Annotated in this window: 20 protein-coding genes; 5 read left to right on the top strand and 15 right to left on the bottom strand. The window is 71.2% G+C overall.

Annotation, left to right across the window (positions count from 1 at the left end; genetic code table 11):
- Positions 1 to 4: 4 nt before the first annotated feature.
- The 9 genes from BUB57_RS11150 to BUB57_RS11110 form a co-directional block, all read right to left on the bottom strand.
- A complete protein-coding gene (locus tag BUB57_RS11150) occupies positions 5 to 394 on the bottom strand; it encodes a hypothetical protein (protein ID WP_073067001.1) in 390 nt (129 codons plus the stop codon).
- 253 nt (positions 395 to 647) lie between these two features.
- The gene (flhB, locus tag BUB57_RS11145) at positions 648 to 1,739 is read right to left on the bottom strand and encodes a flagellar type III secretion system protein FlhB (protein WP_073066997.1); all 1,092 of its coding nucleotides are present in this window, start codon (positions 1,737 to 1,739) and stop codon (positions 648 to 650) included.
- Positions 1,736 to 2,491, bottom strand: a complete 756-nt coding sequence (locus BUB57_RS11140) for a flagellar biosynthetic protein FliR (RefSeq protein WP_073066994.1) — start codon at positions 2,489 to 2,491, stop codon at positions 1,736 to 1,738. Before BUB57_RS11140 ends, flhB begins: the two co-directional genes overlap by 4 nt.
- Positions 2,488 to 4,569 carry a flagellar biosynthesis protein FlhA gene (locus BUB57_RS11135; RefSeq protein WP_073066991.1) on the bottom strand — a complete coding sequence of 694 codons (2,082 nt, stop codon included), beginning with the start codon at positions 4,567 to 4,569 and terminating at the stop codon, positions 2,488 to 2,490. Before BUB57_RS11135 ends, BUB57_RS11140 begins: the two co-directional genes overlap by 4 nt.
- Entirely contained in the window at positions 4,566 to 4,823 is a 258-nt protein-coding gene (locus tag BUB57_RS11130) for a hypothetical protein (protein ID WP_073066989.1), read from the bottom strand. The genes BUB57_RS11135 and BUB57_RS11130 overlap by 4 nt, the downstream gene beginning before the upstream one ends.
- Positions 4,820 to 5,686, bottom strand: a complete 867-nt coding sequence (gene motA, locus BUB57_RS11125) for a flagellar motor stator protein MotA (RefSeq protein ID WP_073066970.1) — start codon at positions 5,684 to 5,686, stop codon at positions 4,820 to 4,822. The genes BUB57_RS11130 and motA overlap by 4 nt, the downstream gene beginning before the upstream one ends.
- A 3-nt stretch (positions 5,687 to 5,689) precedes the next feature.
- Positions 5,690 to 6,226: a MotE family protein gene (locus BUB57_RS11120; RefSeq protein ID WP_143159709.1), complete on the bottom strand. Its 537-nt coding sequence runs from the start codon at positions 6,224 to 6,226 to the stop codon at positions 5,690 to 5,692.
- The gene (locus tag BUB57_RS11115) at positions 6,219 to 6,551 is read right to left on the bottom strand and encodes a hypothetical protein (protein ID WP_234952052.1); all 333 of its coding nucleotides are present in this window, start codon (positions 6,549 to 6,551) and stop codon (positions 6,219 to 6,221) included. The genes BUB57_RS11120 and BUB57_RS11115 overlap by 8 nt, the downstream gene beginning before the upstream one ends.
- 2 nt (positions 6,552 to 6,553) lie before the next feature.
- Positions 6,554 to 7,027 (bottom strand): flagellar basal body-associated FliL family protein, encoded by a 474-nt coding sequence (locus tag BUB57_RS11110; RefSeq protein ID WP_073066960.1) that lies wholly within the window; start codon positions 7,025 to 7,027, stop codon positions 6,554 to 6,556.
- A 115-nt stretch (positions 7,028 to 7,142) separates the two neighbouring features.
- Here BUB57_RS11110 and fliF point away from each other — a divergent pair, with 115 nt between their 5' ends.
- Genes fliF through fliP form a run of 4 tightly spaced genes read left to right on the top strand, consistent with a single transcriptional unit; the run spans position 7,143 to position 10,294 of the window.
- The gene (gene fliF, locus BUB57_RS11105; protein WP_073066957.1) at positions 7,143 to 8,729 is read left to right on the top strand and encodes a flagellar basal-body MS-ring/collar protein FliF; all 1,587 of its coding nucleotides are present in this window, start codon (positions 7,143 to 7,145) and stop codon (positions 8,727 to 8,729) included.
- The gene (locus BUB57_RS11100) at positions 8,726 to 9,280 is read left to right on the top strand and encodes a hypothetical protein (RefSeq protein ID WP_143159708.1); all 555 of its coding nucleotides are present in this window, start codon (positions 8,726 to 8,728) and stop codon (positions 9,278 to 9,280) included. Before fliF ends, BUB57_RS11100 begins: the two co-directional genes overlap by 4 nt.
- Before the next feature lies 1 nt (position 9,281).
- Complete coding sequence (locus BUB57_RS11095; protein WP_073066950.1) at positions 9,282 to 9,533, top strand: FliM/FliN family flagellar motor C-terminal domain-containing protein; 252 nt, start codon at positions 9,282 to 9,284, stop codon at positions 9,531 to 9,533.
- Positions 9,530 to 10,294: a flagellar type III secretion system pore protein FliP gene (gene fliP, locus BUB57_RS11090; protein ID WP_143159707.1), complete on the top strand. Its 765-nt coding sequence runs from the start codon at positions 9,530 to 9,532 to the stop codon at positions 10,292 to 10,294. Before BUB57_RS11095 ends, fliP begins: the two co-directional genes overlap by 4 nt.
- An 11-nt stretch (positions 10,295 to 10,305) precedes the next feature.
- On the opposite strand, the gene BUB57_RS11085 is transcribed toward fliP, so the two are convergent.
- From BUB57_RS11085 to BUB57_RS11060, 6 genes are all read right to left on the bottom strand, one after another.
- Entirely contained in the window at positions 10,306 to 11,265 is a 960-nt protein-coding gene (locus BUB57_RS11085) for an acetyl-CoA carboxylase carboxyltransferase subunit alpha (protein WP_073066946.1), read from the bottom strand.
- Positions 11,266 to 11,397: 132 nt separating this feature from the next.
- Positions 11,398 to 11,841: a molybdenum cofactor biosynthesis protein MoaE gene (locus tag BUB57_RS11080; protein WP_073066943.1), complete on the bottom strand. Its 444-nt coding sequence runs from the start codon at positions 11,839 to 11,841 to the stop codon at positions 11,398 to 11,400.
- A complete protein-coding gene (moaD, locus tag BUB57_RS11075) occupies positions 11,841 to 12,086 on the bottom strand; it encodes a molybdopterin converting factor subunit 1 (RefSeq protein WP_073067258.1) in 246 nt (81 codons plus the stop codon). Before moaD ends, BUB57_RS11080 begins: the two co-directional genes overlap by 1 nt.
- A 2-nt stretch (positions 12,087 to 12,088) precedes the next feature.
- Positions 12,089 to 12,712 carry a CDP-diacylglycerol--glycerol-3-phosphate 3-phosphatidyltransferase gene (gene pgsA, locus BUB57_RS11070; RefSeq protein ID WP_073066939.1) on the bottom strand — a complete coding sequence of 208 codons (624 nt, stop codon included), beginning with the start codon at positions 12,710 to 12,712 and terminating at the stop codon, positions 12,089 to 12,091.
- A gap of 45 nt (positions 12,713 to 12,757) precedes the next feature.
- Complete coding sequence (locus BUB57_RS11065; RefSeq protein ID WP_234952051.1) at positions 12,758 to 13,651, bottom strand: YcjF family protein; 894 nt, start codon at positions 13,649 to 13,651, stop codon at positions 12,758 to 12,760.
- Positions 13,652 to 14,160: 509 nt separating this feature from the next.
- Positions 14,161 to 15,537 carry a YcjX family GTP-binding protein gene (locus BUB57_RS11060; protein WP_073066935.1) on the bottom strand — a complete coding sequence of 459 codons (1,377 nt, stop codon included), beginning with the start codon at positions 15,535 to 15,537 and terminating at the stop codon, positions 14,161 to 14,163.
- A 177-nt stretch (positions 15,538 to 15,714) separates the two neighbouring features.
- On the opposite strand from BUB57_RS11060, the gene hrpB reads away from it, so the two are divergent.
- A complete protein-coding gene (hrpB, locus tag BUB57_RS11055) occupies positions 15,715 to 18,120 on the top strand; it encodes an ATP-dependent helicase HrpB (RefSeq protein ID WP_073066932.1) in 2,406 nt (801 codons plus the stop codon).

Genomic DNA, 18,120 nt, shown 5'->3' with positions numbered 1-18,120 from the left:
CCCATCACCGTTCCTCGCGCCGCTGCCGGTCGAGCTGCGCCTGCGCGCGGGTCAGCGCCTGCAACTGCGACAGCGCCTCGGAGCGGCCGAAGGCCCGCACCGCGGCCTGCCGCGCCGCCTCGAGCCCCGGCCGGATCCGGGAAAGTGCGATTTCCGCCTGCCGCAGCTGTTCCGAGCGATAGCCGACCAGCGCTGCGGTCTGCCGCCACTGCGCGGGCGCATCCGGGGCGGTGGGCGCGGCAATCGCCTGCGCTAGCTCGGCGCGAACGGCATCGAGCTGGCGCTGCATCGCCTCGGCCTGCGCCCGGTGGGCGGAATAGGCCCGCAATTCCCCGTCGGCCTTGACCCGCGCGATCCGGGCAAGCTGTCCCAGCCGCTCTGCGCCGCGGGTCATATCACGCCCTTCGCGAGGAGCGCATTGATCGACGCGAGGCGGCAGACAGCCGCAGATTCATGCGCAGCCGTAGGCATCACGGCCCGGTTCCGGCCTTCCCAAAGCCAACTCGGACTCTGCGACGCCGGGATCGGCCACCGGTGCCGGTAGAGCGAGGCCATATGTTGCCGGAGCGGCACCCAGTCCAGGCGCGCACAAGCCAGCCGCCCCGACGGCGGCGTTGGTCCAATCAACCTCCCGCGCCAGAACCGCCTCATCTCGCCGCCCCCTCCAGTCCGCCCTCGTAGCCGCGGCGGACCTTGGCGCGCATGACCTCGGCAAAGCGGATCGCGGCGGCGACCGGGCCGAATTGCTCGTGCGGGATTTCCTCGCCGAGGCGGGTGGTGGCGTGCAGCGCCCGGGCGCAGGGCGGGTCGGACCAGATCGGCACCCGATGGTCGCGCGCCCGCTCGCGGATGCGGGCGGCGATCTCGTCCACGCCCTTGGCCAGGCAGACCGGCGCCCGGCCGCTGCCGCGCTTCCATTCCAGCGCCACCGCGTAATGCGTCGGGTTGACGATCACCACGTCGGCCCGCTCGACATCGGCCAGCATCGAGCCGAGCGCGAGATCCACCGCCTTTTGCCGCCGCGCCGCCTTCATGTGGGGATCGCCCTCGGAGTCCTTGTGCTCGTCCTCGACCTCCTTCCGGGTCATGCGGTTGCGGCGGCGGAAATCGTAATGCTTCCACAGCAGGTCCACGGCCGCAAATACCACGGCGACGGCCAGCGCCAGCACCAGCACCTGCCGGATCAGCAGCGGGATCGCGGTGATCCAGGCGGCGCTGCCCATGCTGGACGATTGCGCGATGGTCCGGCCCAGGCTGGTGAACAGCATCACCCCTCCGGCACCGACCCCCGCCAGCTTGGCGACTGAGATCGCAAAGGCGACCAGCCCGGACTTGCCGAATTTCTGCCCGAAGTTCTTGACCGGGTTGATCCGCTTGAGGTCCGGCGCCAGTTTCGAGGGCGTGAACACCAGCCCGCGCTGCGCCACCAGCCCCGCCAGCACCACCGCGGCCGCAGCCAGCGCCACCCCCACCACCGAGCCCGAGGACAACAGCCCCAGCGACCAGACCAGCGGCGCGCCGCCTTCTGGCAGGCGTTCGCCGCCCATCAGCCGCTGCGCCAGTCCCAGCCAGGCCGGCAGGAGCAGCGCCGAGCCGCCCATGAAGGCCAGCAGGAAGCCCAGCCACGACAATGCCGCCGTCAGCTCGGTCGAGCGGGGGATGTCGCCCTGGTCGCGGGCCTTGCGCAGCTTCTGCTCGGTCGGCTCGTGCTGGCGGTCGTCCTTGTCGGGCTCGGTCATCGCAGCACCGCCGGTTGCAGCGACAGCACGTCGCGCGCCCAGATGCCCAGCAGCCCGGGGACCAGCAGCGCCAGCGCCGCCAGCGCCAGCAGGATCGCGGCGGGGGCGGCGACAAAGACGATGGGCATTGCCGGCATCACCCGCGCCACCACCCCCGACAGCATCTGGAACAGCAGCCCGCCCAGGATGAAGGGCGCCGCGATCAGCATCGACAGGGTGAAGCTATGGATCACCAGCTGCCAGAACTCGGGCCAGATCACCGCGATATCCGGCCACAGCCCGGCGGGCTTGAGCGCGAAGCTGTCGGTCAGCACCTGGCAGATGAACAGCGGCAGGCCCAGCGCCATCAGCAGCGCCATCCCGGCCATGTGCAGCAGGTTGCCGATCGGATGCGGCGCCATCTCGTCCGACACCCCCAGCATCGCCGACAGCGAGGCGCTTTGCGCGATCGCGGTGGTGGCGACGTCAAGCGCCATGGCCACCACCCGGACCAGCAGCCCCAGCACCAGGCCCGACAGGATCTCGACCCCCATCAGCGCCGCCAGGGCCAGAGGCGCGGGCGAGGACAGGGCCGGGGCCGCCGCCGCGTAAAGCGGCACCAGCGCCACGGCGGCCGCGACGCGGACCCGGACCGGCAGCACCCGTTCGCCGATGGCCGGCATGGTCATCAGGCAGGCCTGGATGCGGGCGTAGATCAGCAGCAGCGGGGCAAGCCAGTCCAGAAGCCCAGCCGGCAGGGGAATGTCCGTCATGGCTCGACGGTCCCGACCAGCCGGATCCGCGCCTGCGGATCGACCTCGTCGATGCCCAGCACCGGCCAGCCCAGCCCGGTGCCGGCCATCACCGCCCGCACCAGCCGGCGGCGGTGGTCGGGCACCACCAGCGCCGGCATTGCCCCCGGCGAAAGCGCACCCGCCGCCAGCCGCAGGCTTTCGGCCAGCTTCTGCATCAGCGGCGGCGGCAGGGCCCCTTGTGCACGGCCGGGCTCGGATTCGGCGCGGTGGAACTCGGCCTCCCACCCGGGATGCAGCTGCATCACGTCCAGCCGCCCGTCCGGGTCCGAGAGCTGCTCGGTGATCTGCCCGCGCAGGCGGCGGCGGACGAACTCGGCCGCCGTGCCGGGGTCGGTGGCGCGGCTTTCGTGGATCGCCTCGACGATCAGCGGCAGGTTGCGGATCGAGACCCGGTCCTCGAGCAGGAGCCGCAGCACCGACAGCAGCTGCTCGGGCGTGACCTTGTCGGGGATCAGGCTGTCGAAGACGCGCTGATAGGACTGCGCGCGGCTGTCGTCGCTGAGCGAGCGCAGCTCCTGCATCAGCCGCTGCATCGAGCCCAGCGTCAGCAGCGCCGGCATCTGCGCCTTGACCGTTTCCATCAGATGGGTGGACAGCACCTCCATCGGGGTGACCACGCTGGCGCCGGCAATTGCGGCCTCGTCCTGGCGCGCGGCGTCGATCCAGCGGGCGGGGCTGTCGTAGACGGGTTCGCGGGTGCGCTTGCCGGGGATCGGGGCGAGCGTTTCTTCGCTGCCCAGCGCCAGGATCTGGTGGGGCACCAGCAGGCCGCGGGCACGGATCACGCCGTGGATGCGGATGACATATTCGCCCCCTGCCAGCCCGGGCCCGTCGGTGATCCGCACCTCGGGCAGGATCACCCCGTAGCTGCGGGCGATATGGATGCGCAGGTTGTTGATGCGGCTGCCCAGCCCGCGTGCCGGATCGAGCGCCGCGGCGATCAGCTCGGTGCCGATCTCGACGCTGATCTCGTCGGTGTCGATTACGTCGCCGATGCGGGGGCGGGGGTCTGCGGCAGGGACGGCAGGCTCGGCGACGCCCTCGGGCACCGCGCTGGCCAGCCTGGTGGCGTTGCGCCACGCAAACAGCCCGGCAATCGCCGCGATCGCCAGAAACACCAGCGTCGGCATCCCGGGCACCAGGCTCAGTACCGCCATCGCCGCCGCGGCCAGCGCCGGCGCATGCCAGCCCTGGGCCAGCTGCCCCGACAGCATGTCGGCGGTCGATTCCGTCGCCCCGCCCCGCGACAGCAGCAGCGCCGCCGCCATCGAGGTGATCAGCGCCGGCACCTGCGTGACCAGCCCGTCGCCGATGGTCAGCTTGGAGTATGTGGACAGCGCCTCGGCCATCGGCATCCCGTGCGACAACAGCCCGACGCCCAGCCCGACGAAGAAATTCACCGCGGTGATCAGCAGCCCGGCGACAGCGTCGCCCTTGACGAACTTCGAGGCGCCGTCCAGCGAGCCGTAGAAGCTGATCTCGCGCTGGTCCTGGGCGCGGCGGCGCTTGGCCTCCTCATGGGTGATCGCGCCCGAGTTGAGGTCGCCGTCGATGGCCAGCTGCTTGCCGGGCAGCGAATCGAGCGCGAACCGAGCCGAGACCTCTGCCATCCGGCCCGAACCCTTGGTGATGACCATGAAGTTCACGATCGAGATCACCGCGAACACGGTGATCCCGACCATCAGCGAGCCGCCGGCGACGAAGCGCGAGAAGCCCAGGATCACCTCTCCGGCCGCATTGGGGCCGGTGTGGCCCTCGGTCAGGATCAGCCGCGTGGAAGAGACGTTGAGCGACAGCCGGATCAGCAGCGAAATCAGCAGCATCACCGGAAACGCCAGGAAATCGGTCGGCCGGTTCACCACGCTGGCCATGACCAGGATCAGCGTGGAGGTGGCGATGGACAGGGCAAATCCCACGTCGAGCAGCCCCGCGGGAATCGGGATCACCATCGACATCACCACCATCACCAGCCCGCCGGTGATGGCCAGCGGCCGGGCCGAGGCGGGGATGCGGCTGACCGGAGCGACGGCGGTCATTCGGCGACCTCGGCAGGGCTGGCGGGCGACAGGATCCAGTCGAGCGGCATCACCACGTCGGAGAGATAGCCCGCGCGGCGCAGATGCACGATCGCCAGCAGCCGCTGGTCGGGCGGCAGCGCCTGCAGCCGGACCGGGAAGTCCGCGGCAAGCTCTTCCCCGGCAAGCAGCCGTGCGGTCGCATCCTCGATGAAATCGGCGGTGGCGGGGCTCAGCGCCTGCGCAACCGCAAGGACCAGCGCCTGAAGCATCATGCCACCTTTTTCAGTTCGCGCAGCGCATCCTCGACCTCGAGGAAGCTGGGCCGCAGATGTTCCGGCGCCGCCTGCCGGCCGACCTCGACGCACAGCGTGGTGGCGTGCTGGTGCAGCCCCGCGATCAGCACCGACTTGATGACCTCGTAGAAGGCGAGGTCCTGCTTCATCACCGCTGCCAGCCGCTGCGACAGCGGCGCCACCAGCCCATAGGCCAGGAATACCCCCAGGAAGGTGCCCACCAGCGCACCGCCGATCATGCCGCCGAGGATCTCGGGCGGCTGGTCGATCGAGCCCATGGTCTTGATCACCCCCAGCACCGCCGCGACGATTCCCAGCGCGGGCAGCGCATCCGCCATATGCTGCAGCGCATGGGGGACGTGCATCGCCTCTTCCTTCATCAGATTCAGGCGGCGGCTCAGCATGTCCTCGACCTGATAGGGGTCGTCGTAGTTGAGACTGGCCGAGCGCAGCGTGTCGGTGATCAGCGTCACCGCGTTCTCGTCGGCCAGGATCGAAGGATAGGCCTGGAAGATCGCCGAATCGGCCGGGGCCTCGATATGCTCCTCGAGCTCGATGGGGTTGGCGCGGGCAATCCTCAGCAGCCGGAACAGCAGGCAGAGCATCTGCGTGTTGTCCGCTTCCGTCCAGCGGGGGCCCTTGAAGGCGCGGATGATCCCCGGGATCGTGTGTTTCAGCACCCCGCCGCTGTTCGACAGCAGGTAGGACCCGACCGCGGCGCCGCCGATGATCATCATCTCGAAGGGCAGCGCGTGGGTGATCACCGCCATCTTGCCGCCGGCGAGGATATAGCCGCCGAAGACCATGGCGAAGGTCAGCGCGATTCCGACAAATCCGGCCATGGCTCAGTTCCCGCCCAGGCGGCGAGAGCCCATATGCGCGGTCAGCACCGCGGCATGGGCCGGCTCGATCCGCGCGATGATGCGGGCGCCGGCGTCGGGCTGGACCCGGGCCAGGATCTCGGCGGCGAAATCGGGGGGCAGCGCGGCCAGGATCAGCGCGGCATCGGCGGGTTTCATCGCGTCATAGACGGCGATCAGCCGCTCGATCCCGGCGACGGTGCCGCTGTCGCGGGCCGCACGGGCATCGCCCATCGACGCCTTGGCCTGTTTCAGCGCCGCCAGCCGGCGCAGCAGTTGCTCCTCGGCGGCGGCCAGATCGTCCTTGCGGCGGTCGAGATCGGCCAGCACCCGGTCCACGGCAATGCCGCGCAGCCGCAGCGTTTCTGCCAGCGCCACGGCCTCGGGGACGTCGGTGCAGCCGCCCAGTAGCGCGCCGGGCGCGGCCTGCGCCATCGGCGCGCGTGCAAGCCAGCCGCCGGCCGCCGCGGTCATGCCGACGGCCAGCAGGGTGAGACAGGTCCAGAACAGCCGGCTAGGCATCCGCCACCTCCGTTGCGCGGCGGCGGCGCAGTCTGCGCGACTGGGCGGCCGGCGGCATGAATTGCTGTTGCAGCGCCCAATAGGCGCGTTCGGATTTCGCCTTCTCGATCTCGCGCGCGAGCCCGTCCGAGGCGTGGGTGGCCCCCGCCTGCGCGGCGGCCAGCGCGGTTTCCAGCCGGGAAATCTCGGCCGCCATCACCGCGATGGCCCCGCCCAGCCCGGTCTCGAGATCGTTGAGCTTGCGCAGCCTGCGCGCGAGAAGATGGCAGAAGCCCGCGACCGACAGCCCGGCGACCACCAGCGCGGCCTGAATGAAAAGCGTCATGGTCATTGGATTCGGAACTCGGTGATCAGCAGGTCGCGGACGGCGGCCTCGCCCAGGATGAAGCGGGTCCGCGTGGCCAGCTCCTCGCGGATGATTTCCAGGATGCCGCGGCGACTGAACGCCACCGGATCGACCTGCGAAAGAAAGCCGTTAAAACTGTCGGCAATTCGCGGCATCAGCAGCCGGGCGGTGTCGGCTGCGGCGGGGTCGATCTCGACCACTACCGCCAGCGCCAGGGTCTGCGTGCGCTCGCCCGGGATGGTCAGGATGATTCGCGGCACGTCCAGGAACACCGCGACCGGCGCGGCCTGCGGCGCCGGCGCCGCGGGGGCCAGCAGGGACAAGGGCGACAGCAGCCCCGTATAAGTGACGCCGAATCCTGCCGCGAGTGCCAGCACCGGCAGCAGTATCGGCAGCAGCCGCCTGCCCAGCGGCCGCGGCGGCGAGTCTTCGATCGGTTCGCTGATGTCGGTCATCTGATTCTCCGTCCTGTGAGGAACGGATAACAGCTTCCCACTAACCGATTCTTAATCGGCGCCGTGCAATCACCATCCCGTCGAAGCGAGAAACGATTCGAAAGGGCGCCGGGGAATGCAGAAGCTGGCCGAATACTGGAATGAGCGCAGCGGCAGCCAGAAACAGCTGATCGTCGCTGCGTTCCTGATCACCTTTCTGGCGGTGTCGGGGTTTGCCTGGCTGGCCAACCGCACGCCGATGGCGCTGCTTTACGGCGGGCTCGATTCGGCGCGCGCGGGCGAGGTGATGGCCGAACTGGACCGTACCGGGGTGAAATCCGAGATCCGCGGCGATTCGATCTGGGTCGACGCGGGGCAGCGCGACCGGATGCGGATGACGCTGGCGGGGATGGGGCTGCCCTCGGCTGGGGGCGCGGGCTACGAGATTCTGGATGGGATGTCCGGTTTCGGCACCACCTCGCAGATGTTCGACGCGGCCTATTGGCGCGCCAAGGAGGGCGAGCTGGCGCGCACTATCCTGACCGTGCCCAACGTCAAGGCGGCGCGGGTGCATATCGCGCCCCCCGCGGTGCGCGGCTATCGCAGCCAGGCGGGTGGCGCGGCCTCGGTCACCGTGACCATGGGCGCGGGCACGCTGGATGCGCGGCAGGCGCGGTCGCTGCAATTCCTGGTGTCCTCGGGGGTGCCCGGCCTCGACCCCGAGCGGGTCAAGGTCATCGACAGCGCCCGCGGCATCGTCTCGACCGGCGAGGAAACCGTGGCCGCCGACCGCGCCAGCGAGATGAAGCGCAATGTCGAGCGGATTCTCGAGCCTCACGTCGGCCCCGGCAATGCCATCGTCGAGCTGAACCTGGAGCTGGTCACCGAGACCGAGCAGCTGTCCGAGCAGACCTTCGACCCGAATGCGCGCGCGCTGGTCTCGCAGGAAAGCGAGGAGACCAGCGACCAGTCCTCGAACGCCGAGCAGGGGGCGGTGACCGCGTCCTCGAACCTGCCCGAGGGGACGGGCGCCGGCGGCGAGCAAAGCAAGACCAGCAGCTCGGAAACCCGGCAGCGCCAGAACTTCGAGGTCAGCCGCGTCACCCGCGAGGTGCTGCGCCAGCCCGGCGCGACACGGCGGCTGACGGTGGCGGTGCTGGTGAACGGCACCGAGCAGAAGGCCGCCGACGGCACTGCAGGCATCGTCCCGCGCAGCGAGACCGAGCTGGAGGCGCTGCGCGAGCTGGTGGCCTCGGCGGTGGGGTTCGACGAGGCGAGGGGGGATGTGATCACCGTCAAGTCGCTGCCGTTCTCGGCGATCGGCAGCGACGGCACCCTGGCCGAACCGCGCGGCATCCTGGCCAGCCTGGCGCTGAACGATCTGGCCCGGCTGGCGCTGATCGGGCTGTTCGCGCTGGCGGTCGCACTGGTGGTGCTGCGCCCAGTGCTGCGCGCGCGGGCGCCGCTGGTTGCGCTGGATGATTCGGGCCCCGCCCCGCGCGCGGTGCTGGCGCCGGCGCTGCCCGCCGCAACTGCGGAGCCGGGCGACGGCGCGGCCCGGCTGCCGGCCCCCAGCGTCCCCATCACCCCGGCCGAGTTCGAGCTGCCGCCCCCCGTGGCCCAGGCCGATGCGGTGGCGCGGCTGCGTGAACTGATGCGCGAGCGGCAAGAGGAAAGCGTCCGCATCCTCTCGGGCTGGATCCGGCAGAAGGAGGAAGCGTGATGGGCGCGGTCCTGCAACTCGAACGATTCGACCGCGACGCATTGGTGCCCCCGGTCTTTCGTCAGGCCGAACTGGATGCGGCCTTTGCCGAGGGCGTGGCCGAGGGGCTGCGCCGCGCGGAATCGCAGCGCGCCGACCGGCTGTGCGATGTGCTGGCCGAGCTTTCCGCCAGCCTCGACACCGGCCGGGCGCTGCAGGCGCAATCGCAGGCCGAGCAGATCCGGGCGCTCGCCCCACTGCTGGATGCGCTGTTCGACCAGCTGCTGCCGGCGGTGGCGCGGATCAGGCTGCGCGATGCGGTGCTGGCGCAGCTTGCCGAGCTTGCCGGCACGGTCTCGCCGCTGGGCGTCAGGATCCGCTGCGGCGCCGACACCGGGGCCCTCCTGTCGGCGAACCTGGCGCGGCTGGGACTGTCTGCCGTGCAGGTCGATGACTCTGGCACCGAAGGCAGCGTCGAGGCCGAGATGACCGGCGGCGAGATCCTGTGGGACGAGGCCGCGCTTGCCGCCCAGCTGCGCCGGCTGATCGAAGACATGATGGAGACGGACTGACATGGACCTTGGACACACGCTTATCCCCACGCATCAGATCCAGGTCGAGATCGCGATCCGCATCGGCCGCACAAGGCTGTCGGTGGCCGAGCTCGCCCGGCTGCAGGCCGACGACGTGCTGCCGCTGGACCAGGACGCGATGGACGGGGTCGAGATCTGCGTCGGCGACCGCGTGGTCGCGCGCGGCGAGCTGGTCGACCACGGCGGCGAGGGCCGGCTGGGGGTGCGGATCCTCGGCCCGGTCGAGCCATGAGGCTTTGGGCCCGGCTGCGCGTTCCGGCCCTGCTGGCGGTGCTGCTGTTGGCGGCTGCACCCGCGGCGGCGCAGGAGTTCGGCGATTTCGCCGTCGGCGCCGCAAACGGGATCGGTCAGAACGCCGTGCTGCTGCTGGCCGGCCTGACGCTGCTGTCGCTGGCGCCGGGATTGGCGATCATGGTGACCTGTTTTCCGTTCATCGTGACGGTGCTGTCGATCCTGCGCCAGTCGATCGGGCTTCAGCAGTCGCCGCCGAACATGCTGATCGTCAGCCTGGCGATGTTTCTCAGCTGGTATGTCATGGACCCGGTGCTGCGCGATGCCTGGCAGCTGGCCGGGGCGCCGCTGCAGCGCGGCGAAATCGCACTGGACGTGGCTTTCGAGCGCGGGATCGAGCCCTTTCGCCGCTTCATGGCCGAGCGCATCGACCCCGACACCATGCTGGCGCTGGCCGAGGTCGCGCCGCGACCCGCCGCAGGCCAGCCCGCCAGCCTTGACCCCGAAACGGCGCCGCTGTCGCTGCTGGTGCCGTCCTTCATGTTGACCGAGATCGAGCGTGCCTTTGCGATCGGGTTTCTGGTGTCGCTGCCGTTCCTGATCATCGACCTGGTGGTGTCGGCGATCCTGATGTCGATGGGGATGATGATGGTGCCGCCGGTGGTGGTGTCGCTGCCCTTCAAGCTGGCGTTTTTCGTGGCAGTCGACGGCTGGGGGCTGATCGCCGCGGCGCTGGTCCGCGGCTATCAGGGGGGCGGATGATGGCGCCGGCCTCAGGCCGCCAGGCCGCGCGCCCCCATCTCGAGGTATTTCTGCCGCCGCTTGCGGATCAGCTCGGGGCGCTTGAGCTTGCGCAGATCGCCCAGCAGCCGCGCGATCTCGTCGCCGACCTGCCTGATCGCCTCGTCCGGGTCGCGCTGCGCGCCGCCCATCGGCTCTGGGATCACCGAATCGACTACGCCCAGCTTGCGCAGGTCCTGCGCCGTCAGCTTCAGCGCCTCGGCCGCCTCGCGCATCTTGTCGGCGTCCTTCCACAGGATCGAGGCGCAGCCCTCGGGCGAGATCACCGAATAGATCGAATGCTCGAGCATTCCCACGCGGTCGGCGGTGGCAAAGGCGACCGCGCCGCCGGACCCGCCCTCGCCGATGATGATGCTGACCAGCGGCACCCCGATCTGCAGGCATTTTTCCGTCGAGCGGGCGATTGCCTCGCTTTGCCCGCGTTCCTCGGCGCCCTTGCCGGGATAGGCGCCGGGGGTGTCGACCAGCGTGATCACCGGCAGGCCGAAACGGTCGGCCAGATCCATCAGCCGGATCGCCTTGCGATAGCCCTCGGGGCGCGCCATCCCGAAGTTGCGGTGGATGCGCGAGCGGGTGTCGTTGCCCTTTTCATGCCCGATCACCACGACCGCCTGATCGCGGAACCGCCCCAGCCCGCCCATCACCGCATGGTCGTCGCCAAAGGCGCGGTCGCCGGCAAGCGGCGTCCATTCGGTGATCAGCGCCTTGATATAGTCGATGCAATGCGGCCGGTCGGGGTGGCGCGCGACCAGGGTTTTGCGCCAGGGATCCAGGTTGCGGTACAGGCTGCGCAGCATGTCCTCGGCCTTGAGGTCGAGGGCCGCGGCCTCTTTTTCCAGGTCCACGCCCTCGCCCTTGCGGGCCAGCGCACGCAGCTCTTCGGCCTTGCCTTCGAGATCGGCCAGCGGCCGTTCGAACTCCAGATAGGTCATCGTCGCGCCTCTCGGTGGTCGGCTGGTTTTATGATGGCCCCGGGCGCGGATTGCAACGCAAGAGCCCGGCATCGCCGGGCACGCGGCAATCGGGCGCGCGGGCGCTCTAGGGGGCAGGTCCCGGCCGGCGGGTCATCTGGCGTCGGCCCAGCGGTCCAGCGCGGCTTCGTCCGCATCCTGGGCGGCAACCCAGCCACGCGGGCCGTCGGGGCCGATTTCCTGCTTCCAGAACGGGGCGCGGGATTTCAGCCAGTCCATCAGGAAATCCGCCGCGTCGAATGCGGCGCGCCGGTGGCGGGCGGCGGTGGCGACCATCATGATCGGCTCGCCTACCGCCATGCGGCCGTGGCGATGCACGATCAGCACGTCGCTGAGGCCGAAGCGTTCGATCGCCGCCTGCGCGTGGCGGGTCAGCGAGGCCTCGGTCATGCCCGGATAATGCTCGATTTCCAGCGCCTTGAGCCCGTTGTCGCCGCGCACCAGCCCGGTGAAGGTGACGACCGCGCCGGCGCCGGCGCCAAAGCCCTGCGTCAGCGCCGCGGCGTCGAAGGGCTCTGTCTGCACGAGGATCCGCATCAGCCCCCCGTCATCGGCGGGAAGAACGCCACCTCGCGCGCGCCCCCCAGCGGGGCGTCGAGGTCGGACAGCACCTGGTCCACCGCCACCCGCACCGCGCCCAGGTCGGACAGCGCGGCTGCGTGGCGCTCGCCCCGGGCGATCAGCTCTGCCACCAGCTCGCGGACGGTTTCGGCCGAGGTCTCGACCCGCTCGCGCGGGGCGCCGATCCGCTCGCGCAGCCATGCGAAGTAAAGAATATCCAGCGTCATTTCGCGTCCTTCAGCCAGGGGAGGGCCTTGCGGAAATAATCCCACCCGGTGATCGCGGTCAGGATCGCCGCGATCCACATCAGCAGCAGCCCGGCCTGGGTCGCGAGGTCGGACCAGTCGGTCGACCAGGGTAGGCTGCGTTCGCCGACCCGCGGCGGGTGCCCGGTTTCATAGTAGTCCAGCCCCGTGCCCATGAACATGGTAGCGATGGCGATCATCTGGGCGGTGGTCTTCCATTTCGCAAGCCGGGTGACCGCAAGATGCCGGGAATCCGAGCCGAGGAACTCGCGCAGCCCGGCGACGAAGACCTCGCGGAACAGGATCACCGTGGCCGGCAGGATCAGCCAGGGATTCATGCCGGAATAGCCTGTGATCACAACCAGCGCGATTACCACCATCGCCTTGTCGGCGATCGGGTCCATGGCGGCGCCAAAGCGGCTTTCCTGCTGCCAGCTACGCGCCAGATGCCCGTCGATCCAGTCGGTGATTGCGGCGACCACGAACAGCGCCAGCGCCGCGAAATCGGCAAAGGGGCGACTGAAGTACAAAAACATCAGCGGCACGCCCGGGGCTGCGAGCAGCCTCAGCAGGGTCAGGATATTGGGTACGGTCCATCTCATGGTGACAGGCTAGTGCCTTCGCGGCGGGGGCGAAAGTCCCCTCGATCACTTCTTCGTCGTGGCATCGTCGTCCCCGAACAGCCCCTTGAGCCCGCGCGCGATCAGATTGCCGACCCGGGGGCGGGGCTGGCGGATGAAGGGCAGGGGGCGGCAGACTTCCATCGCGGCGATGCCGACGCGGGCGGTCAGCGCCCCGTTGACCACGCCCTCGCCAAAGCGGCGGCTGACCTTGGCGAGGATGCCGCCGCCGGCGACGGTGTGGATCAGGTCGTCGCCCGCGGCCACCGCGCCGGTCGCGACCAGATGCGCGATGACGGTGCGGGCCAGCCGCCAGCCGCCCACCGCCCCGGCGCGGCCACCATAGATTTCCGCCATCCGCCGGATCATCCGCAGATTGGCGGCCAGCGCGGCGAGGATGTCGACCAGCGCCAGCGGAATCAGCGCGGTGGCGGCGGCGACGGTGCGGGCGGCGGCCTCGATCTCGCGCCGCGCCTGTTGGTCGAGGGGGGCGAGCAGCGCGGCCTCGGCCTGGGCCAGCACCAGCTCGGCATCGACCGGCTCGGCGCGGTGGGCGGCGAGGGTTTCGCGGGCGCGGGAGAGTTCCGGGCGGCGGGCATAGAGCGCGTCGAGCCGGTCCACCACCGCATTCGCCTGTGCCAGATCGGCCGCGGCCAGCGCCGCGCCCGCGTCGCGGGCGATGGCGTCGATGCGGCCGAACCGCGCCCAGGCAGCATATTCGCGCACCGCCACCATCAGCGTGGCGAGGGTGAAGGCGGCGAACAGCCCCACCCCGATCCAGCCCAGGATGGGCGAGCGCGCCATCAGCCCGTCGAAGAACCGCAGCGCCGCCATCGACAGCACGAAGGTCAGCAGCGCGGCGAGGCTGTTGAGGAAGAACCGCGTCACCGCCGAGGGGCGGCTGCCCGCGATCCGCATCATCACCTGCATCGCCCTTGGATCGGGCAGCGGCAGCGGCCCGTCGTCGATCGCGGGCGCATCGGCGGGGGAGGGGCCGGGCGGCGCGTCCTTGAGACGCGGCGCGCGGGCGTTGCGGGCCCTGTGCGGGGCGGTCGGGGCAGGGTCGGCGCCGGGGTTTTCTGTGGCACGGCCGGAGCCTCCGGCGGGGATATTTGGGGACAGAAGAGGGGGCTGTGCGGAGGGTGCGGGCGCTGCGCCGGCCGGGGAGTTGGGCGAGCCGGACGGGGGCGCATCGCTGTCGTGTGGAGCCGGAGGTCGCGCAGAGTCTGGTGCGGATGGGCTCGCGCTGGAGGCGCCGCCGCGGTCGGCGTCGGGGGCTGCGTGGTGGCGCGCCCCAGCCGGGGCAGCGCCGGGGGTGTACTCGACCAGCAGCGGGCCGCGGCGGGGGGCGGAGGGCTCAGCCATGGGCGCGCCGTCCTGCCATGTCGATGCCGGATGCGGAAATCATTTCCATGCGAAATTGCTCCCCTCTACAGCCGGTCGCCGATCAGGAACTCGGCGGCGCGGTCCATGCGGATATGCGGCGGCCCGGCGCCGGGGCGCAGCGTGTCGGGGGCGGGGGCGAAGTTCATCACCTCGTAATCCGCGTCCAGCCAGTGGCTGGCGCCCTCGGCCGCCGGGCGCAGCAGTTCGGCGGGGTTGTCGGGCAGTTCCCCGGGGTAGAGCGCGGCCTGCCGCCCGTCCATCAGCGTGCCGCGGACCGCCGGGAAATCCTGGCCGTCCTGGTGGAGGATCTCCTCGGTGGTGCTGCGCAAGGCGGCGATGGCCAGCGCCTCGGTCCGCGCGCCCTGGAAATCGGCGCGGTCGCGGGCCTCGCGCAGCATCGCGGTCAGGATCGCGGCCAGCCGCGGGTGCTGGGTGTGGTGCAGGTGGTCGGCCTTGGTCGCCGCGAACAGGATGCGTTCCACCCGCCGCGTGCCCAGCATCTGCGCCATCCAGCCCGCCCGGCCGGGGCGAAAGGCGGACAGGATGTCGGCCATGGCGCGGCGCATGTCCTCGACCGCGCGGGGGCCGGCGTGGACGGCGCCCAGCACGTCGACCAGCACCACCTGCCGGTCGATGCGGGCGAAATGGTCGCGGAAGAACGGGCGCACGACGCGGGACTTATACGCCTCGAACCGGCGGCGGAACTCGCGCCACAGGGGCGAATCGGGCAGCTCGGGCAAGGGGGCAAAGGTCAGCGCGGGCGAGCCCTCCATCTCTCCGGGCAGCAGGAAGCGGCCGGGGGTGGTGTCGGAAAACCCGGCGTCGCGGGCGGCGGCGAGATGGGCGACATAGGCGCGGTTCAGCTGCTGGGCGGCCGGTTCGTCGAACCGCGCGGCCGGGTCGATGCGGGCAATTTCAGCCAGGAAGGCGTCGGCGCCGGCCCGGCCCTGCATCCGTTCCAGCACTTCGGCCGACCATTGCGCAAAGCTGCGGTCCATCAGCCGCAGGTCCAGCAGCCATTCGCCGGGATAGTCCACGATGTCCAGATGCAGGTTCCGCGTGCGCTTCAGCCCCGACAGCACGCCGCGTGGTTGCAGGCGCAACGACAGCCGCAGCTCGCTGACATGGCGGGTGCCCTCGGGCCAGTGGGGGTCGGGACCGGTCAGCGCGGCCAGGTGGCGCTCGAAGTCGAAACGGGGCACGGTGTCGTCGGGCTGCGGCTGCAGCCAGGCCGCCGCGATCGAGCCATCCGCCGCCGCCCGCAGCCCCGGCATCCGGCCGCGGTCCAGCAGATTGGCGACCAGCGAGGTGATAAACACGGTCTTGCCCGCGCGCGACAGCCCGGTCACCCCCAGCCGGATCACCGGGTCGGACAGGCCGAGGCCGCGCATCAGATTGCCGGCGGTATCGGTCAGGGCCATGCGGTGCTCCGGTCAAAAACAATGGGTTTCAGATAGGCGGTCGCGGAGGTAACGGCCAGATGCCGCGGCGGGTTGCGACGGTGCGACCGGGGCGCTGCCCCGGGGTCCCGGGGATATTTCCTGACAGAAGATGCTCGCAGGTTTGCAGCCGCGGGCGATTTCCGTCACCAGAGGCGGATGGACGAGAGACTGCCCATTGACGAGGTGATCCCCGCGCTGCGGGCGGCGCTGTCCGCGCAGGGGCGGGCGGTGCTGGTGGCGCCGCCGGGCGCGGGCAAGACCACGCGGGTGCCACTGGCGCTGCTGGAGATGACCCCCGGCCGCATCGTCATGCTGGAGCCGCGGCGGCTGGCGGCGCGGGCGGCGGCCGAGCGGATGGCCTCGACCCTGGGCGAGGCCGTGGGCGGGCGCGTCGGCTATCGCATCCGCGGCGAATCGGTGCCGGGCAGCCGCATCGAGGTGGTGACCGAGGGCATCCTGACCCGGATGATCCAGTCCGACCCTGAACTCTCGGGCATCGGCTGCGTGATCTTCGACGAGTTCCACGAGCGCAGCCTGAACGCCGATCTGGGGCTGGCGCTGGTCTGGGAATCCCGCGCGGCGCTGCGCCCCGATCTGGCGCTGCTGGTGATGTCGGCGACGCTGGATGCCGCGCCGGTCGCCGCGCTGCTGGACGGGGCGCCGATGGTGCGATCCGACGGGCGGGCGTTTCCGGTGGAAACCCGCTTTCTGCCCCGCCCGCTGCCCGCAGGCGCGCGGCTGGTCCCCGAGGCGGCGCGGCTGATCGCGCAGGCCGAGGCCGAGACTCGCGCGCTTGGCGGCAGCATCCTCGCGTTCCTGCCCGGCGAGGGCGAGATCCGCCGCGTCGCCGCCATGCTGGACGTGCCGGCCGAGGTGGTGCCGCTTTACGGCGCGATGGAGCTGGCGGCGCAGCGGGCGGCGCTGGCCCCTGCAACATCGCGGCGGATCGTGCTGGCGACGGCGATTGCGGAAACCTCGCTGACCATTCCGGGGGTGACGGTGGTGGTCGATGCCGGGCGGGCGCGGCGGGCGCGGTTCGATCCGGGGTCCGGCATGACGCGGCTGGTAACTGAACGGGTCAGCCGGGCCGAGGCCGAACAGCGCCGCGGCCGCGCCGGGCGGGTGGCGCCGGGCATCTGCTATCGCATGTGGGCGCAGGCCGAAGAGGGTGCCTTGCCTGCCTTCGCCCCGCCCGAGATCGCCACCGCCGATCTGGCCGCCTTGGCGCTGGAGCTGGCGGCCTGGGGTTCCGACAGCGGGCTGGCGTTCCTGACCCCGCCGCCCGCCGCCGCGCTGGCCGAGGCCCGGGCGCTGCTGACCGGGCTGGGCGCGTTGCGCGACGGGCGGATCACCGACCACGGGCGGGCGCTGGTGGCGCTGCCGGTGCATCCGCGGCTGGGGCATATGCTGCTGCGTGCGGGCCGTCGCGCCGCCGATCTGGCCGCGCTGCTGGCCGAGCGTGACCCGCTGCGCGGTGCGCCCGCCGATCTGGCGTTGCGGCTGGCGGCCTTGCGCGACCCGCGCGCCTATGCCGACCGCCACCCCTGGCCGCTGGATCGCGGCGTGCTGGAACGTATCCGGGCCGAGGCTGCACGGCTGCGCCGGCTGGTCCCCGACCGCCCGCCGATGCCCGCGGGCGCGATGGCGGCGCTGGCCTATCCCGACCGCATCGGCCTGCGCCGCAAGGGCGAGGCGCCGCGCTACGTGCTGTCGGGCGGCAAGGGCGCAGTGCTTGCCGAGGGTGACCCGCTGGGGGCCGAGCGGCTGATCGTGGCGACCGACCTTGACGGCGACCCGCGCGAATCGCGGGTGCGCGGCGGGGTGGCACTGGCGGAAACCGATCTGCGCGCGCTTTACGGCGACCGGATCGAGACCGTCGAATCGGTCAGCTGGTCGCGGCGCGAGGGCCGTATCCTCGCCCGCCGGCAAGACGTCTTCGGCGCGCTGGTGCTGTCGGACCGCGCCCTGGACGACCCCGACCCGGATGCGGTGGCGCTGGCGGCGTGGCAGGGGCTGGTTGACCTTGGCCTGCCCTGGACCCGCCCGGCCGCGCGGCTGCGGGCGCGGATCGCGCTGGTCGAGGGGCTGCCGGATGTCTCTGACGCCGCGCTGCTGGCCGACCCCGGCTGGCTTCTGCCGTGGCTGGGACGGATGCGCAGCGCCGCCGACCTGCGGGCGCTGGACCTGTCCGAGGCCCTGAAGGCGCTGATCGGCTGGGATGGCCAGCGCCTGCTGGACCACGCCGCGCCCGCTGCCTTTACCACGCCGCTGGGCCGGCGCATCCCCATCGACTATGACGCCGAGACGCCGACCATCGAGGCGCGGCTGCAAGAGCTGTTCGGCGTCACCACCCACCCCATGGCCGGCAGCCGTTCGCTGCGCATCCAGCTGCTGTCGCCGGGCGGCAAGCCGGTGGCGGTGACCACCGACCTGCCGGGGTTCTGGCGCGGCGGCTACGGCGATGTGCGCAAGGACATGCGCGGCCGCTACCCGCGCCACCCCTGGCCCGAGGACCCGACCGCCGCCGACCCGACGCTGCGCGCCAAGCCGCGGGGGACGTGA

Origin of the sequence: Paracoccus solventivorans, assembly GCF_900142875.1 — a bacterium.
GTDB lineage: Bacteria > Pseudomonadota > Alphaproteobacteria > Rhodobacterales > Rhodobacteraceae > Paracoccus > Paracoccus solventivorans.
The sequence above is the reverse complement of the archived record's forward strand: the minus strand, read 5'-3'. Positions and strand labels throughout refer to the sequence as shown.

What these genes read in the sequence shown, in the direction of transcription:
- BUB57_RS11135 (WP_073066991.1), bottom strand. Translation starts at nt 4,569, where the DNA reads ATGACCGCCGTCGCTCCGGTCAGCCGCATCCCCGCCTCGGCCCGGCCG.
- BUB57_RS11150 (WP_073067001.1), bottom strand. Translation starts at nt 394, where the DNA reads ATGACCCGCGGCGCAGAGCGGCTGGGACAGCTTGCCCGGATCGCGCGG.
- BUB57_RS11080 (WP_073066943.1), bottom strand. Translation starts at nt 11,841, where the DNA reads ATGCGGATCCTCGTGCAGACAGAGCCCTTCGACGCCGCGGCGCTGACG.
- flhB (WP_073066997.1), bottom strand. Translation starts at nt 1,739, where the DNA reads ATGACCGAGCCCGACAAGGACGACCGCCAGCACGAGCCGACCGAGCAG.
- fliF (WP_073066957.1), top strand. Translation starts at nt 7,143, where the DNA reads ATGCAGAAGCTGGCCGAATACTGGAATGAGCGCAGCGGCAGCCAGAAA.
- BUB57_RS11120 (WP_143159709.1), bottom strand. Translation starts at nt 6,226, where the DNA reads ATGCCTAGCCGGCTGTTCTGGACCTGTCTCACCCTGCTGGCCGTCGGC.
- BUB57_RS11130 (WP_073066989.1), bottom strand. Translation starts at nt 4,823, where the DNA reads ATGATGCTTCAGGCGCTGGTCCTTGCGGTTGCGCAGGCGCTGAGCCCC.
- BUB57_RS11115 (WP_234952052.1), bottom strand. Translation starts at nt 6,551, where the DNA reads ATGACGCTTTTCATTCAGGCCGCGCTGGTGGTCGCCGGGCTGTCGGTC.
- BUB57_RS11095 (WP_073066950.1), top strand. Translation starts at nt 9,282, where the DNA reads ATGGACCTTGGACACACGCTTATCCCCACGCATCAGATCCAGGTCGAG.
- hrpB (WP_073066932.1), top strand. Translation starts at nt 15,715, where the DNA reads ATGGACGAGAGACTGCCCATTGACGAGGTGATCCCCGCGCTGCGGGCG.
- motA (WP_073066970.1), bottom strand. Translation starts at nt 5,686, where the DNA reads ATGGCCGGATTTGTCGGAATCGCGCTGACCTTCGCCATGGTCTTCGGC.
- BUB57_RS11110 (WP_073066960.1), bottom strand. Translation starts at nt 7,027, where the DNA reads ATGACCGACATCAGCGAACCGATCGAAGACTCGCCGCCGCGGCCGCTG.
- BUB57_RS11085 (WP_073066946.1), bottom strand. Translation starts at nt 11,265, where the DNA reads ATGACCTATCTGGAGTTCGAACGGCCGCTGGCCGATCTCGAAGGCAAG.
- BUB57_RS11060 (WP_073066935.1), bottom strand. Translation starts at nt 15,537, where the DNA reads ATGGCCCTGACCGATACCGCCGGCAATCTGATGCGCGGCCTCGGCCTG.
- BUB57_RS11140 (WP_073066994.1), bottom strand. Translation starts at nt 2,491, where the DNA reads ATGACGGACATTCCCCTGCCGGCTGGGCTTCTGGACTGGCTTGCCCCG.
- pgsA (WP_073066939.1), bottom strand. Translation starts at nt 12,712, where the DNA reads ATGAGATGGACCGTACCCAATATCCTGACCCTGCTGAGGCTGCTCGCA.
- fliP (WP_143159707.1), top strand. Translation starts at nt 9,530, where the DNA reads ATGAGGCTTTGGGCCCGGCTGCGCGTTCCGGCCCTGCTGGCGGTGCTG.
- BUB57_RS11065 (WP_234952051.1), bottom strand. Translation starts at nt 13,651, where the DNA reads ATGATGCGGATCGCGGGCAGCCGCCCCTCGGCGGTGACGCGGTTCTTC.